Source organism: Bradyrhizobium sp. Ash2021 (assembly GCF_031202265.1).
Taxonomy (GTDB): Bacteria; Pseudomonadota; Alphaproteobacteria; order Rhizobiales; family Xanthobacteraceae; genus Bradyrhizobium.
This window is the reverse complement of sequence record NZ_CP100604.1, coordinates 6,013,909-6,029,130: the sequence shown is the minus strand read 5'-3', so window position 1 is coordinate 6,029,130 and position 15,222 is coordinate 6,013,909. Positions and strand designations below refer to the sequence as shown.

Annotated in this window: 15 protein-coding genes and 3 pseudogenes; 10 read left to right on the top strand and 8 right to left on the bottom strand. The window is 60.4% G+C overall.

Going from position 1 to position 15,222, the window contains the following annotated elements; translation table 11 throughout:
- Window positions 1-4 precede the first annotated feature (4 nt).
- From NL528_RS29115 to NL528_RS29095, 5 genes are all read left to right on the top strand, one after another.
- Window positions 5-736, top strand: coding sequence for a haloacid dehalogenase type II (locus NL528_RS29115; RefSeq protein WP_309177827.1), 732 nt, complete (start codon window positions 5-7; stop codon window positions 734-736).
- A 370-nt stretch (window positions 737-1,106) separates the two neighbouring features.
- Complete coding sequence (locus NL528_RS29110; RefSeq protein WP_309177826.1) at window positions 1,107-2,162, top strand: putative sulfate exporter family transporter; 1,056 nt, start codon at window positions 1,107-1,109, stop codon at window positions 2,160-2,162.
- A 63-nt stretch (window positions 2,163-2,225) separates the two neighbouring features.
- Window positions 2,226-3,440 carry a molybdopterin-dependent oxidoreductase gene (locus NL528_RS29105; protein WP_309177825.1) on the top strand — a complete coding sequence of 405 codons (1,215 nt, stop codon included), beginning with the start codon at window positions 2,226-2,228 and terminating at the stop codon, window positions 3,438-3,440.
- A gap of 10 nt (window positions 3,441-3,450) precedes the next feature.
- Window positions 3,451-3,732: a cytochrome c gene (locus NL528_RS29100; RefSeq protein ID WP_309177824.1), complete on the top strand. Its 282-nt coding sequence runs from the start codon at window positions 3,451-3,453 to the stop codon at window positions 3,730-3,732.
- A 179-nt stretch (window positions 3,733-3,911) separates the two neighbouring features.
- A complete protein-coding gene (locus tag NL528_RS29095; protein ID WP_309177823.1) occupies window positions 3,912-4,163 on the top strand; it encodes a hypothetical protein in 252 nt (83 codons plus the stop codon).
- Here NL528_RS29095 and NL528_RS29090 read toward each other — a convergent pair.
- The 6 genes and pseudogenes from NL528_RS29090 to NL528_RS29065 form a co-directional block, all read right to left on the bottom strand.
- Window positions 4,073-4,560 (bottom strand): annotated as a pseudogene (locus NL528_RS29090) (ribulose-phosphate 3-epimerase). The gene NL528_RS29095 and the pseudogene NL528_RS29090 sit on opposite strands and share 91 nt — an antisense overlap.
- A 195-nt stretch (window positions 4,561-4,755) precedes the next feature.
- A pseudogene (locus NL528_RS29085) lies at window positions 4,756-4,842 on the bottom strand (hypothetical protein); the annotation flags it as partial.
- Between the two features lie 40 nt (window positions 4,843-4,882).
- Window positions 4,883-5,606: pseudogene (locus NL528_RS29080) on the bottom strand (DUF3422 family protein); the annotation flags it as partial.
- Between the two features lie 125 nt (window positions 5,607-5,731).
- Window positions 5,732-6,376: a Crp/Fnr family transcriptional regulator gene (locus tag NL528_RS29075; protein ID WP_309177822.1), complete on the bottom strand. Its 645-nt coding sequence runs from the start codon at window positions 6,374-6,376 to the stop codon at window positions 5,732-5,734.
- A gap of 115 nt (window positions 6,377-6,491) precedes the next feature.
- Window positions 6,492-7,928: an MFS transporter gene (locus tag NL528_RS29070; RefSeq protein WP_309177821.1), complete on the bottom strand. Its 1,437-nt coding sequence runs from the start codon at window positions 7,926-7,928 to the stop codon at window positions 6,492-6,494.
- Window positions 7,929-8,271: 343 nt separating this feature from the next.
- Window positions 8,272-8,553: a hypothetical protein gene (locus NL528_RS29065; protein ID WP_309177820.1), complete on the bottom strand. Its 282-nt coding sequence runs from the start codon at window positions 8,551-8,553 to the stop codon at window positions 8,272-8,274.
- A gap of 126 nt (window positions 8,554-8,679) precedes the next feature.
- Here NL528_RS29065 and NL528_RS29060 point away from each other — a divergent pair, with 126 nt between their 5' ends.
- The gene (locus NL528_RS29060; RefSeq protein ID WP_309177819.1) at window positions 8,680-9,087 is read left to right on the top strand and encodes a LysR substrate-binding domain-containing protein; all 408 of its coding nucleotides are present in this window, start codon (window positions 8,680-8,682) and stop codon (window positions 9,085-9,087) included.
- Between the two features lie 474 nt (window positions 9,088-9,561).
- Here the strand turns inward: NL528_RS29060 and NL528_RS29055 are convergent, their stop codons facing one another.
- Window positions 9,562-9,933, bottom strand: a complete 372-nt coding sequence (locus NL528_RS29055) for a hypothetical protein (RefSeq protein ID WP_309177818.1) — start codon at window positions 9,931-9,933, stop codon at window positions 9,562-9,564.
- On the opposite strand from NL528_RS29055, the gene NL528_RS29050 reads away from it, so the two are divergent.
- The 4 genes from NL528_RS29050 (at window position 9,902) to NL528_RS29040 (ending at window position 13,363) form a co-directional block, all read left to right on the top strand.
- A complete protein-coding gene (locus tag NL528_RS29050; protein ID WP_309177817.1) occupies window positions 9,902-10,765 on the top strand; it encodes a 3-methyl-2-oxobutanoate hydroxymethyltransferase in 864 nt (287 codons plus the stop codon). The two genes, NL528_RS29055 and NL528_RS29050, sit on opposite strands and share 32 nt — an antisense overlap.
- An 87-nt stretch (window positions 10,766-10,852) precedes the next feature.
- Window positions 10,853-12,550 (top strand): formate--tetrahydrofolate ligase, encoded by a 1,698-nt coding sequence (locus NL528_RS29045; protein WP_309177816.1) that lies wholly within the window; start codon window positions 10,853-10,855, stop codon window positions 12,548-12,550.
- Between the two features lie 213 nt (window positions 12,551-12,763).
- The gene (locus tag NL528_RS47235; protein ID WP_375144081.1) at window positions 12,764-12,901 is read left to right on the top strand and encodes a hypothetical protein; all 138 of its coding nucleotides are present in this window, start codon (window positions 12,764-12,766) and stop codon (window positions 12,899-12,901) included.
- A 123-nt stretch (window positions 12,902-13,024) separates the two neighbouring features.
- Window positions 13,025-13,363, top strand: a complete 339-nt coding sequence (locus tag NL528_RS29040; RefSeq protein WP_309177815.1) for a hypothetical protein — start codon at window positions 13,025-13,027, stop codon at window positions 13,361-13,363.
- Between the two features lie 214 nt (window positions 13,364-13,577).
- On the opposite strand, the gene NL528_RS29035 is transcribed toward NL528_RS29040, so the two are convergent.
- Window positions 13,578-15,206, bottom strand: coding sequence for an IS66 family transposase (locus NL528_RS29035; RefSeq protein ID WP_309176638.1), 1,629 nt, complete (start codon window positions 15,204-15,206; stop codon window positions 13,578-13,580).
- Window positions 15,207-15,222 lie beyond the last annotated feature (16 nt).

Here is a 15,222-nt window from a genome sequence, read left to right as displayed (position 1 = left end):
GCTTATGGCAATGACATTACTGTTCGACACTTGGGGCACTCTTGTCGACAATTATTCAATCGCAGACGTGATCGAGCCGTACGTCGGCGAGGCGCACACCGCGCAAAAGATTGCCCAGGATTGGCGGACGCACCAGAAATGGGCAATGTTCTACACGACGCTGGCCGACTCGTTCGTGCCGCACCCGGGCCTCAATGAGGCTTGCCTCCGCTGGGCGCTCGACAAGCATCACGTCGAGCTGTCCGAAGCGGCGATCAAGGATATTAATGCCAATTATCACAAGCTGCGGGCCTACCCGGATGTGGTCGGCGCCCTGAAATCGCTCAAGGAACAAGGGCACACCTTGAAGATCGTTGCCAACCCGACGAAAAAGATGATTGAGGAGCACAGCAAGTTTGCGGGGACCTTCCCCTATCTGGACGAGATCATTAGCAGCGGGGATGAGGCTCAGGCGTTCAAGCCTTCGCCTAAGGTCTATGAGCTTGGCATGCGCCGGGCTGGCTGTCCAAAGGAACAGATCCTTTGGGTTACCGGACACTTCTGGGAAATCGTCGGCGCGGTTCGCCAGGAACTGAAATGCGCGTGGACCAATCGCGCGCGCCAACCGATGCTGAAGATTGGGATGACGCCGACTTATGAGGTTCAGAATCTGCAGGAGCTGGCGGATCGGCTGAAACGGGAAGGGCGCGCTGAGCCTCGGGGCCCGGGGGAGGCAGCACGCGCGTCCGCCAGCTGATCCCGATCCCCAGCCATTTGCCCTCGTTTGTGCAATGGGAGTTGTTCGCACCATCGCGGGCGGGGCAGGTACACCTCGCTTCTCATCCTCGGATCCGGTCCGGCGGGCTGCACGGCAGCGCTTTACACGGCTCGCACCAACATACGCGCGGTCCTGGTAAGCGCTTGCGCCTGTAAGACGTCCAACAGGGGGCGCTCTCCGGGGTGCCGGTGAGCGGCATCTTCATTGCCGTCGGGGCATCGACCTAATACCGCGCTGTTCTAATACCACGCTGTTCGAAGGCCAGCTTGAGATGGAGAACGGTTACATCATTTTCGACAATCCCGTTAGATGCCAGCGCGCGGAAAAAGCTAGCAGTGAGGACGTTCTCGTGACCGTACAAAATTCGGAAGCGCTGTGGCCCTCCAAGGGGATGGTTGTCGACTACGCCCCGGGTGTCGCTTTGTCGACGATCGTGGCGATCATCGGCTATCTCGCCGCACCGTACGTCGCGCGCGTCGTGCCGATCCCGAGCATGGTGATTGCGCTGGTGGTCGGCATCGCACTCAATCCGCTCGCCGCGCGTCCGCTGGTGAAGCCCGGCATGGCTTTCTGTGTGCGCACAGTGCTGCGCTGGGCGGTAGCGCTGTTGGGTCTGCGCGTCGGGCTTGCCGATATCGCCGCACTCGGGCCCAAAGTGGCCGCCTTGATCATCATCTCGATGGTAGTGACCGTGGTGTCCGGGTTTTTGATCGCCCGCTGGTACGGGCGTGAGCCAGGCTTCGGTGCGCTGGTCGGGGTTGGAACCGCGGTGTGCGGCGCTTCCGCAACCCTGGCGGCGTCCACGGTGGTGCCGAATTATCCCAGCAAGCAGCCGGACATCGCTTTCGTCGTGGTGGCGGTCAATGCGTTCGCTACTCTGGCGATGCTGCTTTATCCGCCGGTCTGCGTCCTACTCGGCTTCGATCCGCAAACTACCGGCGTGATGCTCGGCGGGACCATTCATGACGTGGCCCAGGTGGTTGGCGCCGGCTACGCGGTCTCGACGGCGGTCGGCAACACGGCGGTGGTTGTCAAACTGTTCCGCGTGTTCCTGCTGCTGCCGGTGGTGGTGGGCGTGAGCTGGTACTTCACCCGCATAGGGCAGAAGCACGGCCAGGCACGCGTTCCGGTGCCGGTGTTCGCCATCGTGTTCCTGGCCCTGAGCGCCTTGAACAGCGCCGTGCCGCTGATGCCGTCGCTGCTGCCGACCTACGCTCCGATGAAGAGCGCATTGGTCGAAGCTTCGACATGGGGTCTGTTGGTGGCGATCGGCGCACTCGGTCTGGGCACCTCGATCAAGACCATCATCGCTCTCGGCTGGCGCCACATCACCACCGTGCTGGGCTCGACCGCGGTCATCTTCGCGATCGTCACCGGCGGACTGGTGTTGATACGACACGGCTGAGCTTTAAATCGATCGGCAATAAAGCTCGATCGGCTATAAAAAAATATCTGGAGAGAGAAAATCATGCTCACAAGACGCCATTTGATTGGCACGGCAGGCGCCGCGCTTGCTGTATCTGGATTGAGTCTGCCGAAGTTGGCCGAGGCTTCCGGTGTAGACTTATCGCCGGGCGTGCCCGGCGATCTCAAAGACGTTGCCGCCATGGAGGCGCTGCCGGGCAAGAAGCCGCTGATCAGGCTCTCCTATCGCCCGCCGAATTACGAATCTCCGCTGGAATATTTCCGCACGCCGATCACGCCGAACGATCAGTTCTTTATCCGCTATCACCTTTCCGACATTCCGGACGTCGATGCCAAGACCTACAAGATCGCGGTCGGTGGCGATGCCGCCAACGGACAGACCGAGATTACGCTCGACGACCTGAAGAAAATGCCGGCGGTCGAAGTGGTCGCCGTCAATCAATGCTCGGGCAATCGCCGCGGCCTGTCGAATCCACACGTCCCTGGCGTCGAGTGGGGGTACGGCGCCATGGGCTGCGCGCGCTGGAAAGGCGCCCGACTCAAGGACGTGCTCGACAAGGTCGGCCTGAAGAAGGAGGCGATCGAGATTGCCTTCAACGGCGCCGACGGTCCCGCGTACGATAAAACACCGGACTTCATCAAGAGCATCCCGGTGTGGAAGGCGATCGAAGAGTCGACGATCATCGCCTACGAAATGAACGGTCAACCGTTGCCGCAGTTCAACGGCTTTCCGGCGCGCATCGTCGTGCCCGGTTGGACCGGAACCTACTGGATCAAGCACATCATCGCCATCAACGCGCTCACCAAGCCGCAAGGCGGGTTCTGGATGAACCCGGCCTACCGCATTCCGCTCGGGAAATTCCCGTTGGTAGCGCGCTTCACCTCACAGGAATATGCACCGAATACGCCGATCACGGAGATCGTCGTCAGTTCGCTGATCACCAGCCATCACGACGGCGACAAGGTGAAACCGGGGAAGGTCACGGTCAGCGGACTGGCCTGGGATGGCGGCTACGGCGTCCGCGTAGTGGAGGTCTCCACCGACGGCGGCAAGACGTGGTCGAATGCAACGTTGGGCCAGGATCTCGGCAACTACGCCTTCCGTCCGTGGAGCTTCGAACTGTCGGCTAAGCGCGGCAAGAACACCGTAATGGTCAACGCCACAAACAAGATCGGCCAAAGCCAGACCGCCGAATTGATCTTCAACCCGGCTGGATACCATAACAACGTCATGCAAAACCTCACTCTGACGGCCTGAGGGGAAGACCATGCGAACCTGCGTCTTTGCATTCATTGCCGTACTGATTACGCTTCCCGCGGTCGCCGAAGAGCCGACAATCACGCTAAAGAGGGCGGACGGCGTCGAAAAGGTCGAGGCCAACTGCCAAGCTTGCCACAGCCTCGCCTATGTCCCGATGAACGCGCCGTTCCTCAACGCGGCGGGCTGGAATGCCGAGGTTACCAAGATGCGCAAGGCGTTCGGCGCGCCGATCGACGATGCCGACGCCAAGGTAATCGCCGACTACCTGACAAACAACTACGGCGGCTAACCCTGAGGCTCCGAAGCCCCGAGACGAAAGGTAAAATAGATAAACACCATACGTGGGACGGACGCCAATGCGATAGAGCGGCGGTTGGCCTTTTTGCCACCGCAGCGCCGTCATATTGATGCCGGGACGAGTACAGCGTTCCGCAACACGGCAGCTCTCACTCGCGCATTTCGATCGAGTTGCCCCCCTCGTCGAAACGATCCCGCAAGCTCCAAAGCGGCATCCCTGACGCGCTGGCGCTGTTCACCGCCAGCATGGCACTCATCGACGCTGCCGATGGCGCCCTGATGGTTGGCGCCTACAGTTGGTCATTCGTCAATCCGATCCGCATGCTGTGGAATCATTTCGTGATTACCGCGGTGTCGGTGGTGGTTGCGCTGTTCATCGGCCGCATCGAAGCCGTCGCAGTGATTAGAGAAAATTCGGGTTGAACCGCGGGGTGTGGGGCTGCTGCAGCAGTTCGGATGGCTGCGATGTTCGCCCGATACGCATCCCACGTTCCTCCTCGAAACACAGCCGATCGTGCGACGATGGTGTCAGCGCCCGTAGCTACTACCTGGGCCGCGCTATCGATGTTGATACCCCCATCGACCTCGAGCCGGATCCGGCTCTCGCGATCATTAGATGGACGTCGAAGACCTTGCTCGTGCGCGGGTGAATTGCCTTGATGACGTCGGGACCAAAGCTGATATTCGGAACGAAATGCCCGTCCATCACATCGCAATGGATCCAGTCAGCACCAGCGGCGTCGATGGCATTGATCTCCTCGCCGAGGCGGGCAAAACCCGCTGACAGAATTGACGGTGCAATAATGATTGGTTCAGGCATCGACTTTAGGCTTTTCCTCTCGATGTTCAAACGCTCAACTGAGCCCGGCTGGGATTTCGAAAATACCCGTCGGGCCAGCACGGCCGGCGCTTCGATCGAGTTGATGTCACCGGCGGTAAAGATGCAATCGAGATCGGCGACGAGGCGGTTGGCCTGGCACAATCGCATGCGGTCGAGCGCATTGCGGAGCGAGCGCGCATTGAAAAACGATGGCTGCGTCTTGCGCAACGCGATGTAGCGAACGAATGCTGCCCGTGCTTCGGAAATGAATGTGTAGTCCATGTCGTGCAACATCAGTTCGGCGATCAAGAGCAGTTCGTCATACCGCGGTCTGCAGCCGCAGTTGCAGCCGCGTCCGTGCATTCATCGATTTCAGCAGTTCCTGGTTCTGCTGCTCTAGTTTAGTTCGACATCTACCCGGGTGCGCCGCAGATTTGCGGCGCGGGCCAACTTCAGCGAGAGACTTGGCCGCCTGTTCTCGAAGGTGACGCAAGTGCGCAACGTCGGTTTCATCCGCCGTGCCAGGAACGAGGTCCAGGTCGGCAGCGCGGCGACCTTGCGCTCGCCGATGGTCTGCAATCTTTGCTCGACGATCTCCTCATGGCGCCGCCGGCACCGAAGCGGAATACCCTCGCGGCTGCGCCGCCTCGACCTCCGCGGTCAGCGTTGTCAACTCATCCAGCAGTTTGTGATTGCGGGCGAGATCGCCGGCGCGGCGCATTTCTTCGGTGAACTCAACCAGTCGCCGCTTGGAGGCAGCGATCGACGGCGCGAGGCGTTGCCCTTCTGGCAGCCCCCAGCGTGCGATAGGTTTCGACTTCGATGACCCGCTGCACCAGCGCGCCGGTCTGCTCCGCATCCATGCCGCGGTCGATCACCAGAATTCGCACGAAGCCGAACGGCCCCGGCTGGAAATCCGTTGCGCAGGCCGCGAGACCGTTGGAGTTTTCCGCTACCGCAAGGCTTGCGCAGTCGAACAGCCGTTCCGGGGCAGTGCGCGGGGCGTCTTCCGCCAGCAATTGCAGGTCGATCGCAACCAGAGCCGGCAGACAAACGCGACAATCGTCTCGCTGAGTCCGCTTCGTTTAGCAGCGTCGGCATTGACCGGAGATAAACTACGCCCAGCAGCCGCCAATCACGATCAAGGCGCCTCGGGAGGGCGCCCCTAATGTCATATTCCCCGCGCGAGCCGATCTGGATCCTTAAGTATGATGTGGCGTTGCCGCTGGCAAACTATTCCTTCGCGCCTAAGTCTTGCGAAGGCCCTGTTCACCCATTGGCGCGAGGCCCCCACCATTGCAGCGAGGTCCTCTTGGCTAAATGGATACCGGATAACGATACCCTCGCTCGTTGTCTCTCCATGGACCTCGCCAAGCTTGATGAGAAGATGCGCAAGACGCTCGCTCACTAATTCTGTACCGAGCGTCTGCAGCAGAAGTGACACCCATTTGAGCTTGAAGATGAGGGCCTCTATCACCGCCATGGCGACAGCGGGAATCTTAGCTGCAAGCTCCATCAACCGTGGTCCTGGCAGCGCCAGCACCGAGCTCTTCTCTACCGCCTCGGCCGACCAGATATGGTTGGGCTCTCTTCCGAACAAATCAGGTCCGCCAATCCAATCCCCCTTCGACCAGAAAGCCAGAGTAATTTCGTTCCCGATCGCGGAAGTGTAGTAGGTACGGACGAGCCCGGAGAGGATCAAATACGTGGCCGTGTGCGGTATTCCTTGCGTAAAGATGCGCTCACCTGGCGCATAGACGCGCTCTGCGCACGCAGCGCGTAAAATGTCAAAGTCATGCTGGCTGAATTGAGGCAAGATATCGAGTAGCGACCGGTTCGATCGGCATGCTGCGCTAGGGTTGGTTGCTGCTCGATAGCAATTCGGCGGGTTTCTCCCGGCACCTCGTAAAGCGCGTGTCAAGGTACGCTCCCTAGGGTTGGGGAGATACAGCAGCGGCAAGCCTATCATCCAGAGGCGGGTGGAGCAGTGTCGCTTTCTCTTCGCTATTGATTTCCTCGAGACTGCGGCCGCGCGTCTCGACACCCAATACGAGCGTCAACGCGATGCCCAGGCCCGCGAACAGCCCGTGCACCATGAAGGCCCCGTTGATGGTGAATGTAGCAGCTGCCCAGACCCACAGGAAGCTCGACAGCACAGCGCCGAGGCGGCTGCAAAGTGTCGCAAAACCGTGGCCTGAGGCGCGGAGCCGCGTTGGGAACAGCTCGGGAATGTACGACGCCCAGAGTACGCCTGGCCCGAACGCCTGAAAGAACTGGAAGGCAGCGAGGAGAAGAATGCTGATCAGAAATGTCGAAGGGTACACGGCCGCAACAACGAACAGGATGAGCGCCATACCCGTGAACGAAATGAGCAGGCAGCGCTTGCGACCAAGCCGCTCGACGACGAATACATTGGTATAGGCACCGATGCAGGCCCAAAGGAAATAGAAAGCCGTCCCAAGCGCGAGCTGCTCCGGGCTCGTATAGCCTCCAAGATTCTTGAGTATTGTGGGGCCATAGATCGTCACTGCGTAAAAGGCAAGCGTGTAGCAGGTGAAGAAGCCAGCCGTGAATACAGTTGAACGCAGTACTTGCCGTGAAAAGAGCTCCGTGAGCCTCGCCGCAGGCTGTGAGACCTCGGCGCGGACGCTTGCAGCGAGAGCTAGCACATCGGACGCGGTGACTGCTGGGTTGATCTTACGGATTACCGCCAACGCTTCATCGACCCGTGAGCGCGCGAGGTACCAGCGGGGCGACTCCGGCAGGCCCGCCCTGAGCCAAAGCGCGACCACCGCAGGCACGCTCCCCGAAGCGAGGATCCATCGCCAACTCTCGATTGGTGTCATGACGCTAAAGAAAACGGCCCCGACTAGCATGGCGGCGAGCGCCCCTACCCACCAGAACGACCCGACCCACGATCCGAGGCGGCCGCGATATCTCAAAGGCGCGAATTCGGTCATATAGGACGCACTCAGAGGAAAATCACCGCCAAGCCCGACCCCAAGGCAAAACCGCACAAGAATGAGCATCCAAACGCTCGTCGCGAAGCCTGATAGGATGGCGAAGACGATGAAGAAGGCAATGTCGAGCAGGAACAGGAGTTTCCGTCCATAGCGGTCAGCAAGGCTTCCGAAGAGGATTCCGCCGAGTGCGCCCCCCGCGTAAGCTGCCGCGACGAGAGCCGCGATCTCGGCTGGAGTTGGCTTGAATTCCGGGATGATGCCGATCAGCGCAATAGCGATCACCGCATAGTCGAAGCCGTCGAGAAAGGCACCGAGGCCGGCGAATGCCCCGACTTTCCAATGCAATGCTTGCACGCGCGACTGGTCGAGCTCGCGATAGACAATATCATGGACCGTCATCGCCATCATTCCTCCCCTGTGGTTCATGTTCTAATTCACGTCGCGACGTACGAATGGCGACGTACGAAGGTTTTTTTGCCTTTTCTCAGGCTCCCGTTGCGCGTCGATACTTCGTAATAGACGTCGCCCTCGCCGCGCGAGTCTGTCAACTTGTTGACACCTCGGTCACATGTGTCGTCGCGGCCTGAGGTGGCTTGGCGACATCGACGAGCGGAGACAATGCAGCGCCTATTTACTCGACGCTTACGCCCGCCGTCTCTCTCCCCTACAGCATCATCGGGACGAGAAACTGCGCGCCGAGCGCGGCGACGAACAGCAGCACGCCGGACACCCGTGTGACGCCAAGGATTTAGGACGCGTAGTAGGTCGCCACGACGCCGCCGAGAAGGCGGCTCACGGCCTCACCGATGCCGGCCCCTTCTCCGCGCAGCTCGGTCGGGTACTGCTCGGCGATATAGAGCTTCAGAATCGGGAAGATACCGATCCCGAAAAATACGGACAGGAACCCGGCTCGAGCTTCTACCAGGAGAGGAACGCCTTGCTCGATCGCCACGATGGTGACCGTCTCTGACTTTGACAGCGTATAGCGGCCGTTGGCCATGAGCCGGGCGATGGTTTTCGCGGACGGCACGCGCTGTAGGCTCTGAGCACAGGGCGCTTCGGCACGCCGACGGCGTGTCGCCCATTCTGTAACGACTCGCACCGAGCCCCTAAATCCCTGCGCCTTGATGCAACGCCACAGGTCGGCGCCGTTACAATGACCAACAGCTGGGCGTCGAGCCATGTCAGGTGGAGTTCGAGCGAGCTGAGCCGCGGAATCATAAACCTTGATGCCAGTCAGACCACCGGAGCTTATTGGTTGCCCGAACGCATTGTGCAGTTTCACGCAGCGCACCCAAATATTGATATCAAACTATCAATTGACAATTCGGATCAGGTGGCGGCGGCGGCGGCGGTTAGCTCTGGCAGTGCGGAGATTGGTTTTGTCGAGGGCACGATTCACGAACCTAATCTCGTCTCGGGGCAGGTGGGGCTTCTCCGAACTCATCATCGTGGCCGGGCAAAACATCCGTGGAGTCGCCTCCGTCAAATCAGCAAGAGTCAGATCACTCAAGCGAACTGCATCCTGAGAGAGAGGGGTTCCGGCACGCGCTCGGCTTTTTGAGCAGAAGCTCATCCGTCTCGGCAATCCGCTTGAACGGCTTGATGTCACCCTTGAGCTTCCGTCGAACGAAGCGGCATCGCGATCACGGTCAGAGCAACGCGGTGCGCGCACTTCTTGCGATGATCCAAAATTATAAGCAAAGGCACTAGACACATCGTTCGGCTGCCCCGCTCGAACGAGGCAACTCCCGGTACGCCGAAGCGAACGTGCTGTGGAAACCTCGGAACCCCTGCACCAGGTCGATAGCGCCGCGGCTCAGAAGGCACACAAGGAGTTTGTCAACCACGGAGGACGCCGTCGAAGCTCTGATTTAACGACGCGGCGTCAAAATCTGCGGCGCGCCGAACTTCTTCAATGGCATGATCCAAGCGCCCTGCGATCTGGTTCTTCGATATAAATGTTGGATATGTCTATATAGACGATGCCTAGGGTTAAGATCTGCGCGAGGGAGCCGTGGCGATGCGCTGCCAGTCTTTATGGGACAGCGTAGTTTTCAAGTTTGTAGGGATTGTCGGCACAAACCCTTGGGGCAGTGGGGTTTCTTGATGGCATTGCTGCGGCGCGCGCCCAGGCTGCAATCCGGCGGCCGCCTTGATCGGCGATCGCGCCCATCATAGCCAAAGGCACATATACGATAGTTTTTGGATATTTGACGGACCGGATGCCATAGCGCTCCATGCACCTGCAAACGAAAAACGGCTGAGCGGCGTAGATCGCTGCCGGGTTCTTCAACGCATTCGAAACGGCTTGGTGAGAAGGGGGATTGGTTATGGCTGAGGCGCCGGCAAGGAAAAAGGTCACCATCAATACATTGATGGCGAAGATGAAGAAGGGCGAGCCGATCACGCAGCTTGCCGCCTATGATTATCGCACCGCGGTCATTGCCGACCGCCTCGGCATGGATATCCTCTGCGTATCCGATACCGGCGGCATGATCCTGTTCGGCCACAAGAGCACGGTCTCGGTGAGCTTCGACGAGGTCATGATGATGTCGAAGGCGATCGACCGCGGCTCCAAATATGGCCTGCGCATGGTCGACATGCCGTACTGGAGCTTCCACGTTTCGCCGGAACAGGCGGTGGCCAACGCCGGTCGTTTCGTGCACGAAGCCAATGCCGAGGTGATGAAATGCGAAGGCAACAAGTATCACGCCAGGAATATTGAGGCGATCGTGCGCGCCGGCATTCCGGTGCAGGGCCATGTTGGCATCACCCCGATGCGCATGCCGCAGCTTGGCGGCTTTGTCGCGCAAGGCAAGACCGCCAAGCGGGCCAAGGAAATGGTCGAAGATGCCAAGGCGATGGTCGATGCCGGCTGCTTCTCGATCCTGTGCGAAGTGACGACGTCGGAAGTTGCCGAATACCTGGCCCAGACGCTGCCGGTTCCGGTCATCAGCCTCGGCGCCGGCAATGCCGCGCATGGCGTGCACATTATCTCTTCGGATCTGTTCCATCTCTGGGAAGAGCACGTGCCGCGGCATTCGCGCATCTACACCGACCTGATACCGATTATGGAAGACGTGATCTCCCGATACATGAAGGACGTCGTGAATCGCGCCTATCCGGCCGAGAAGGAAACGGTGTTTATGAGCCCGGAAGAGTGTCTTTCATTCGCCCAAGACATGAAGTGGGAACGCAAGATCGACGAATTGCGGTCCGCCGCCAAAAAGACCGCCTGATCGCCGGCTGCCCGAGCAAAGCGCCGCCAGCGATTTTCGAAACGCATGATGGACAGCGTCGAAGTCGGCGCACGGACTGGATTTATAATGCCCGCATCACAACATCAGTCGCCAAAATCCGACATCGAAATCTCACAGTCCGCCACCAAGCGGCGGATAATGGATGTTGCCGGTGAAAAGCTTGGCATAGCGGAGGAAAACCTCGAACCATACGGCCACTACAAGGCCAAGGTGTCGATGGACTACGTCAAGTCGCTCAAGGACAAGCCGAACGGCAAGCTGATCCTGGTTACGGCCATCACGCCGACGCCGGCCGGTGAGGGCAAGACCACCACCACGGTCGGCCTTACCGACGCGCTCAACCACATCGGCAAGAAGGCGATGCTCTGCCTGCGCGAACCCTCGCTCGGTCCATCCTTCGGCATGAAGGGCGGCGCTGCTGGCGGTGGATATGCCCAGGTGATTCCGATGGAGGACATCAACCTCCACTTCACCGGTGACTTTCACGCTATTACCTCTTCCCATAATTTGTTGTCGGCGCTGATCGACAATCACATCCACTGGGGCAATGCGCTGGGCATCGATAGCCGCCGCGTCGTTTGGCGGCGCGTCATGGACATGAACGATCGCGCGTTGCGCGAGATCGTCTGCTCGCTCGGCAGCCCCGCTAACGGTTATCCGCGCGAGGCCGGCTTCGACATCACCGTGGCTTCCGAGGTCATGGCGATCTTTTGTCTTGCCAAGGACCTCGATGACCTAAAGGAGCGGCTTAGCAACGTTATTGTCGCCTATACCCACGAACGCAAACCGATTCGCTCCAGGGACATCAAGGCGCACGGCGCCATGACCGCTCTGTTGAAAGAAGCGATCGCGCCCAATCTGGTGCAGACGCTGGAAGGCACGCCCGCCTTCATCCACGGCGGTCCGTTCGCCAACATTGCCCATGGCTGCAACTCGGTGGTTGCCACCACTACCGCGCTGAAGCTTGCCGACTATGTGGTCACGGAAGCCGGCTTCGGCGCCGATCTCGGTGCCGAGAAGTTCATCGACATCAAGTGCCGGAAGGCCGGTCTGGAACCGTCCTGCGTCGTCATCGTCGCCACGATCCGTGCACTCAAGATGCATGGCGGCGTCAAGAAGGAAGATCTCAAGAAGGAAGACCTCAAGGCGCTGGAAGCCGGCATGGCCAATTTGCGCCGCCATGTTGAGAACGTAAGGAAGTTCGGTCTTCCGGCGGTGATCTCGATCAACCGTTTCTCGGCCGACACCGATGCCGAGATCGCACTGGTCAAGGAACAATGCAGTTCGCTCCGCGTCGAGGCGCTGATGGCCGATCATTGGGCCATGGGCGGTGAGGGCGCCGCCGACGTGGCCAGGGCCGTGGTCAATGCGATCGACTCCGGCCGCGGCAAGCTTAAGTTTCTCTATCCGGATGAGATGCCGCTTTTTGAGAAGATCGAAACCATTGCGCGCGAGATCTACCGCGCCAAGAATGTCACCGCCGATAAGTCGGTCAAGGACCGGCTCAAGACCTGGGAAGAGATGGGCTTCGGCAAGCTGCCGGTCTGCATCGCCAAGACCCAGTACAGCTTCTCGACCAATCCGGACGCCAAGGGCGCACCAGTCGATCATACTATCAATGTGCGCGAAGTGCGGCTTTCGGCCGGCGCCGAATTCGTGGTGGCGGTGTGCGGCGAGATCATGACGATGCCGGGCCTGCCCAAGCTGCCAGCGGCTGACTCGATTGACGTCGGCGCTGACGGCCAGATTGTTGGTCTGTTTTAGCCTTCACAAGATGCCAGAAAACTCGAGGGGGTGTCTGAAATTCGCCTGTGCTTCAAATCAGCTCTAGCTAAGAGTTGGCGATGAACATGCAAACTCCGCCGCCGCCTCTCGACAGCAAAGGCGCAGGCCACCGCGTGCCCCGAAGGGCCGGCAGGTCGATCCGCAGGCGTCCGCCGATGTGCGGGCGCCGACAAACCGCGCCGGCGCGATCTTCTGATTCAGCATCTGCATCTGATCCGGGACCATTACGGCCATCTCTCCGCCGTACGTCTCACGGCACTGACATTCGAAATGAAGATGAGGCTCACCGAAAGTTCTGAAGTCGCGACCTTCTACCAGCATTCGACGTGATGAACGACGGGCCACCACCACTGCTCACTACCGTGAGCGTCTGCGACTCGTTATCCTGTGCCATGGCCGCCGGTGCGGAAAAATTGCTGGCCGCATTGCTAGGCAAACTCGGCAAGGATGTGTGTGTCGTACGAACGCATGGGCGGCTGTGATCGGGCGCCGATCGTCGCGGTCGGCCATATGCAGATGTTCCAAGCTGCGGCCGACATGGTCGCCACCGCGGTTAAGACCAAGCCCCATCGCCATGCCTGGCATCCCGCCGTCGACTTCGCTGCCTATCAGAAAGCCGGCGACTTTGTGCTGAAGGATTGTCTTGCGAACAAGCGCACGCACGACGAGTTGATTATCTATCTTGAACGTGACCCGCACCGTTTCCTTGAAGGCGTACTGATAGCGAGCTGGGTGGTCGAGGCGTCGGACACTACATCTATATCCGCGATGAATATCCCGATGGGCGGCTGATGCTGGCCCAGGAAATCGAGAGTTGCGGGCCTGTCGCTGCACAACAGACTGCACCTGCGCCGCGGCGCCGGCGCTTATATCTGTGGCGAAGAGTCGGCGATGATCGAGTCGAGCGAAGGCAAGTGCGGTCTGCCGCGCCACCGCCCGCATTGCGTTGCGTAGGTCAGTTTGTTCGTAAGCATCCGGCGAAGACCGCGCGCGGGTCATTTTCGGCTCAGGCTGCTTGATCAACGTTGCGGATGGCGGAGCGCCAATTCCATGGCAGCAGTTCGTCGAGCCTTTGGACAGGATGCTCGGCGATGCGCGCGAGAACGTCGGCGAGCCAGGCTTGCGGATCGACGTCGTTCATCTTGGCGGTGACGATGAGGCTGTACATCACCGCGGCCCGCTCGCCGCCGCGATCCGAGCCGCAGAACAACCACGACTTCCGACCCAAAGCGATGCCGCGCACGCCACGCTCGGCCGCATTGTTTGACAGGCAGATGCGGCCGTCATCGAGGAAGCGGGTAAATGCGCTCCAGCGCTTGAGCATGTAGTCCATGGCCTTGGCGACATCGTTGCCGCGCGAGAGCTTGGCGCGTTGCGCGCGCATCCAGGCTTGCAGATCGGCCACGAGCGGCGCGCTGAGTTCCTGCCGGACGGCCTTGCGCCTTTCGGCGCTCTGACCGTTAATGGCCCGCTCGATCTCGAACAGGGCGTCGATCCGGCGGACTGTTTCCAGCGCCAGCGGCGAGATCACTGCCGGCTTCTTGCCCTGAGCCTTGCGACGCGCGTTCTCGGCCAGATCGGCCATCACGAAGAATGGCCGCCGGGCGTGGACCCAACAGGCCGCTTCCAGGATAGGCCCAGGCGTGCGGCCAAGCTCATAGAGCTTGCCATAGCCGCCGTAGGCGTCAGCCTGGAAGATTCCACTGTAGTTGGCCAAGTGAGCCTGGGGATGCTCGCCGGCGCGATCGCGCGAGTAATAGAACACCGCCCCCGGCGGGGCCTGCCCGCCAAAAGGCTTGTCGTCGCGCACATAGACCCAGATCCGGCCGGTATCGGTCTTGCCTTTGGCCAGGACCGGGACCGTGGTGTCGTCCCCGTGCAATCGCTCGGCGCTCAGCACATAGGCCTCGAGGCGCCTGAACAACGGTGCCAGCGCCGCCGTACAGCCGCCGACCTGGTCGGCCAGGGTCGACAGACTGATCGGCACGCCCTCCTTGGCATAGCGCTCTGCTTGCCGGTTCAGCGGCTGATGTTGACCAAACTTCTCGAACAGCACCATCGCCAGCAGGCTTGGCCCCGCCCAGCCGCGGGCAAGCACATGGAACGGCGCCGGGGCCTGGCTGATCTTCTCGCAATCACGGCAAGTAAACTTCTCGCGGACGTGCTGGATCACCTTCCAGGACTTCGGGATGACCTCCAGCGTCTCGGTGATGTCCTCGCCGAGCCTGGACAGCTGCGCGCCGCCACAGCAGGCACACGCCACAGGTCCCGGTACGATCACCCGCTCGCGAGGCAGATGCTCCGGGAACGGCTGACGTGACGGCCGCTTGCGGGTGAACGACGCCACCTTCGTGGTTTTGGCCGCGGCCATTTCGGCTGCGAGTTCGTCCTCCGTCGCCGAACTCTCCAGCTCCTCCAGCGTCAGTTCGAGCTGATCCAATAGCCGCGCGGTACGCTCCGAGCGCGGGCCATAGCGGTCGCGGTTGAGTTTCTCGATCTGCAGCTTCAGATGGGCGATCAATGCCTGGTCGTCGGATTGCCGAGCGCGGGCGGCCGCCGCCTCCGCGCGAGCAACGATCAATGCCGCTTTCAGCGTTTCGATGTCGTCTGGCAGCGATTCAAGGCCGTCACCCATGGCCCTGATGGAATCA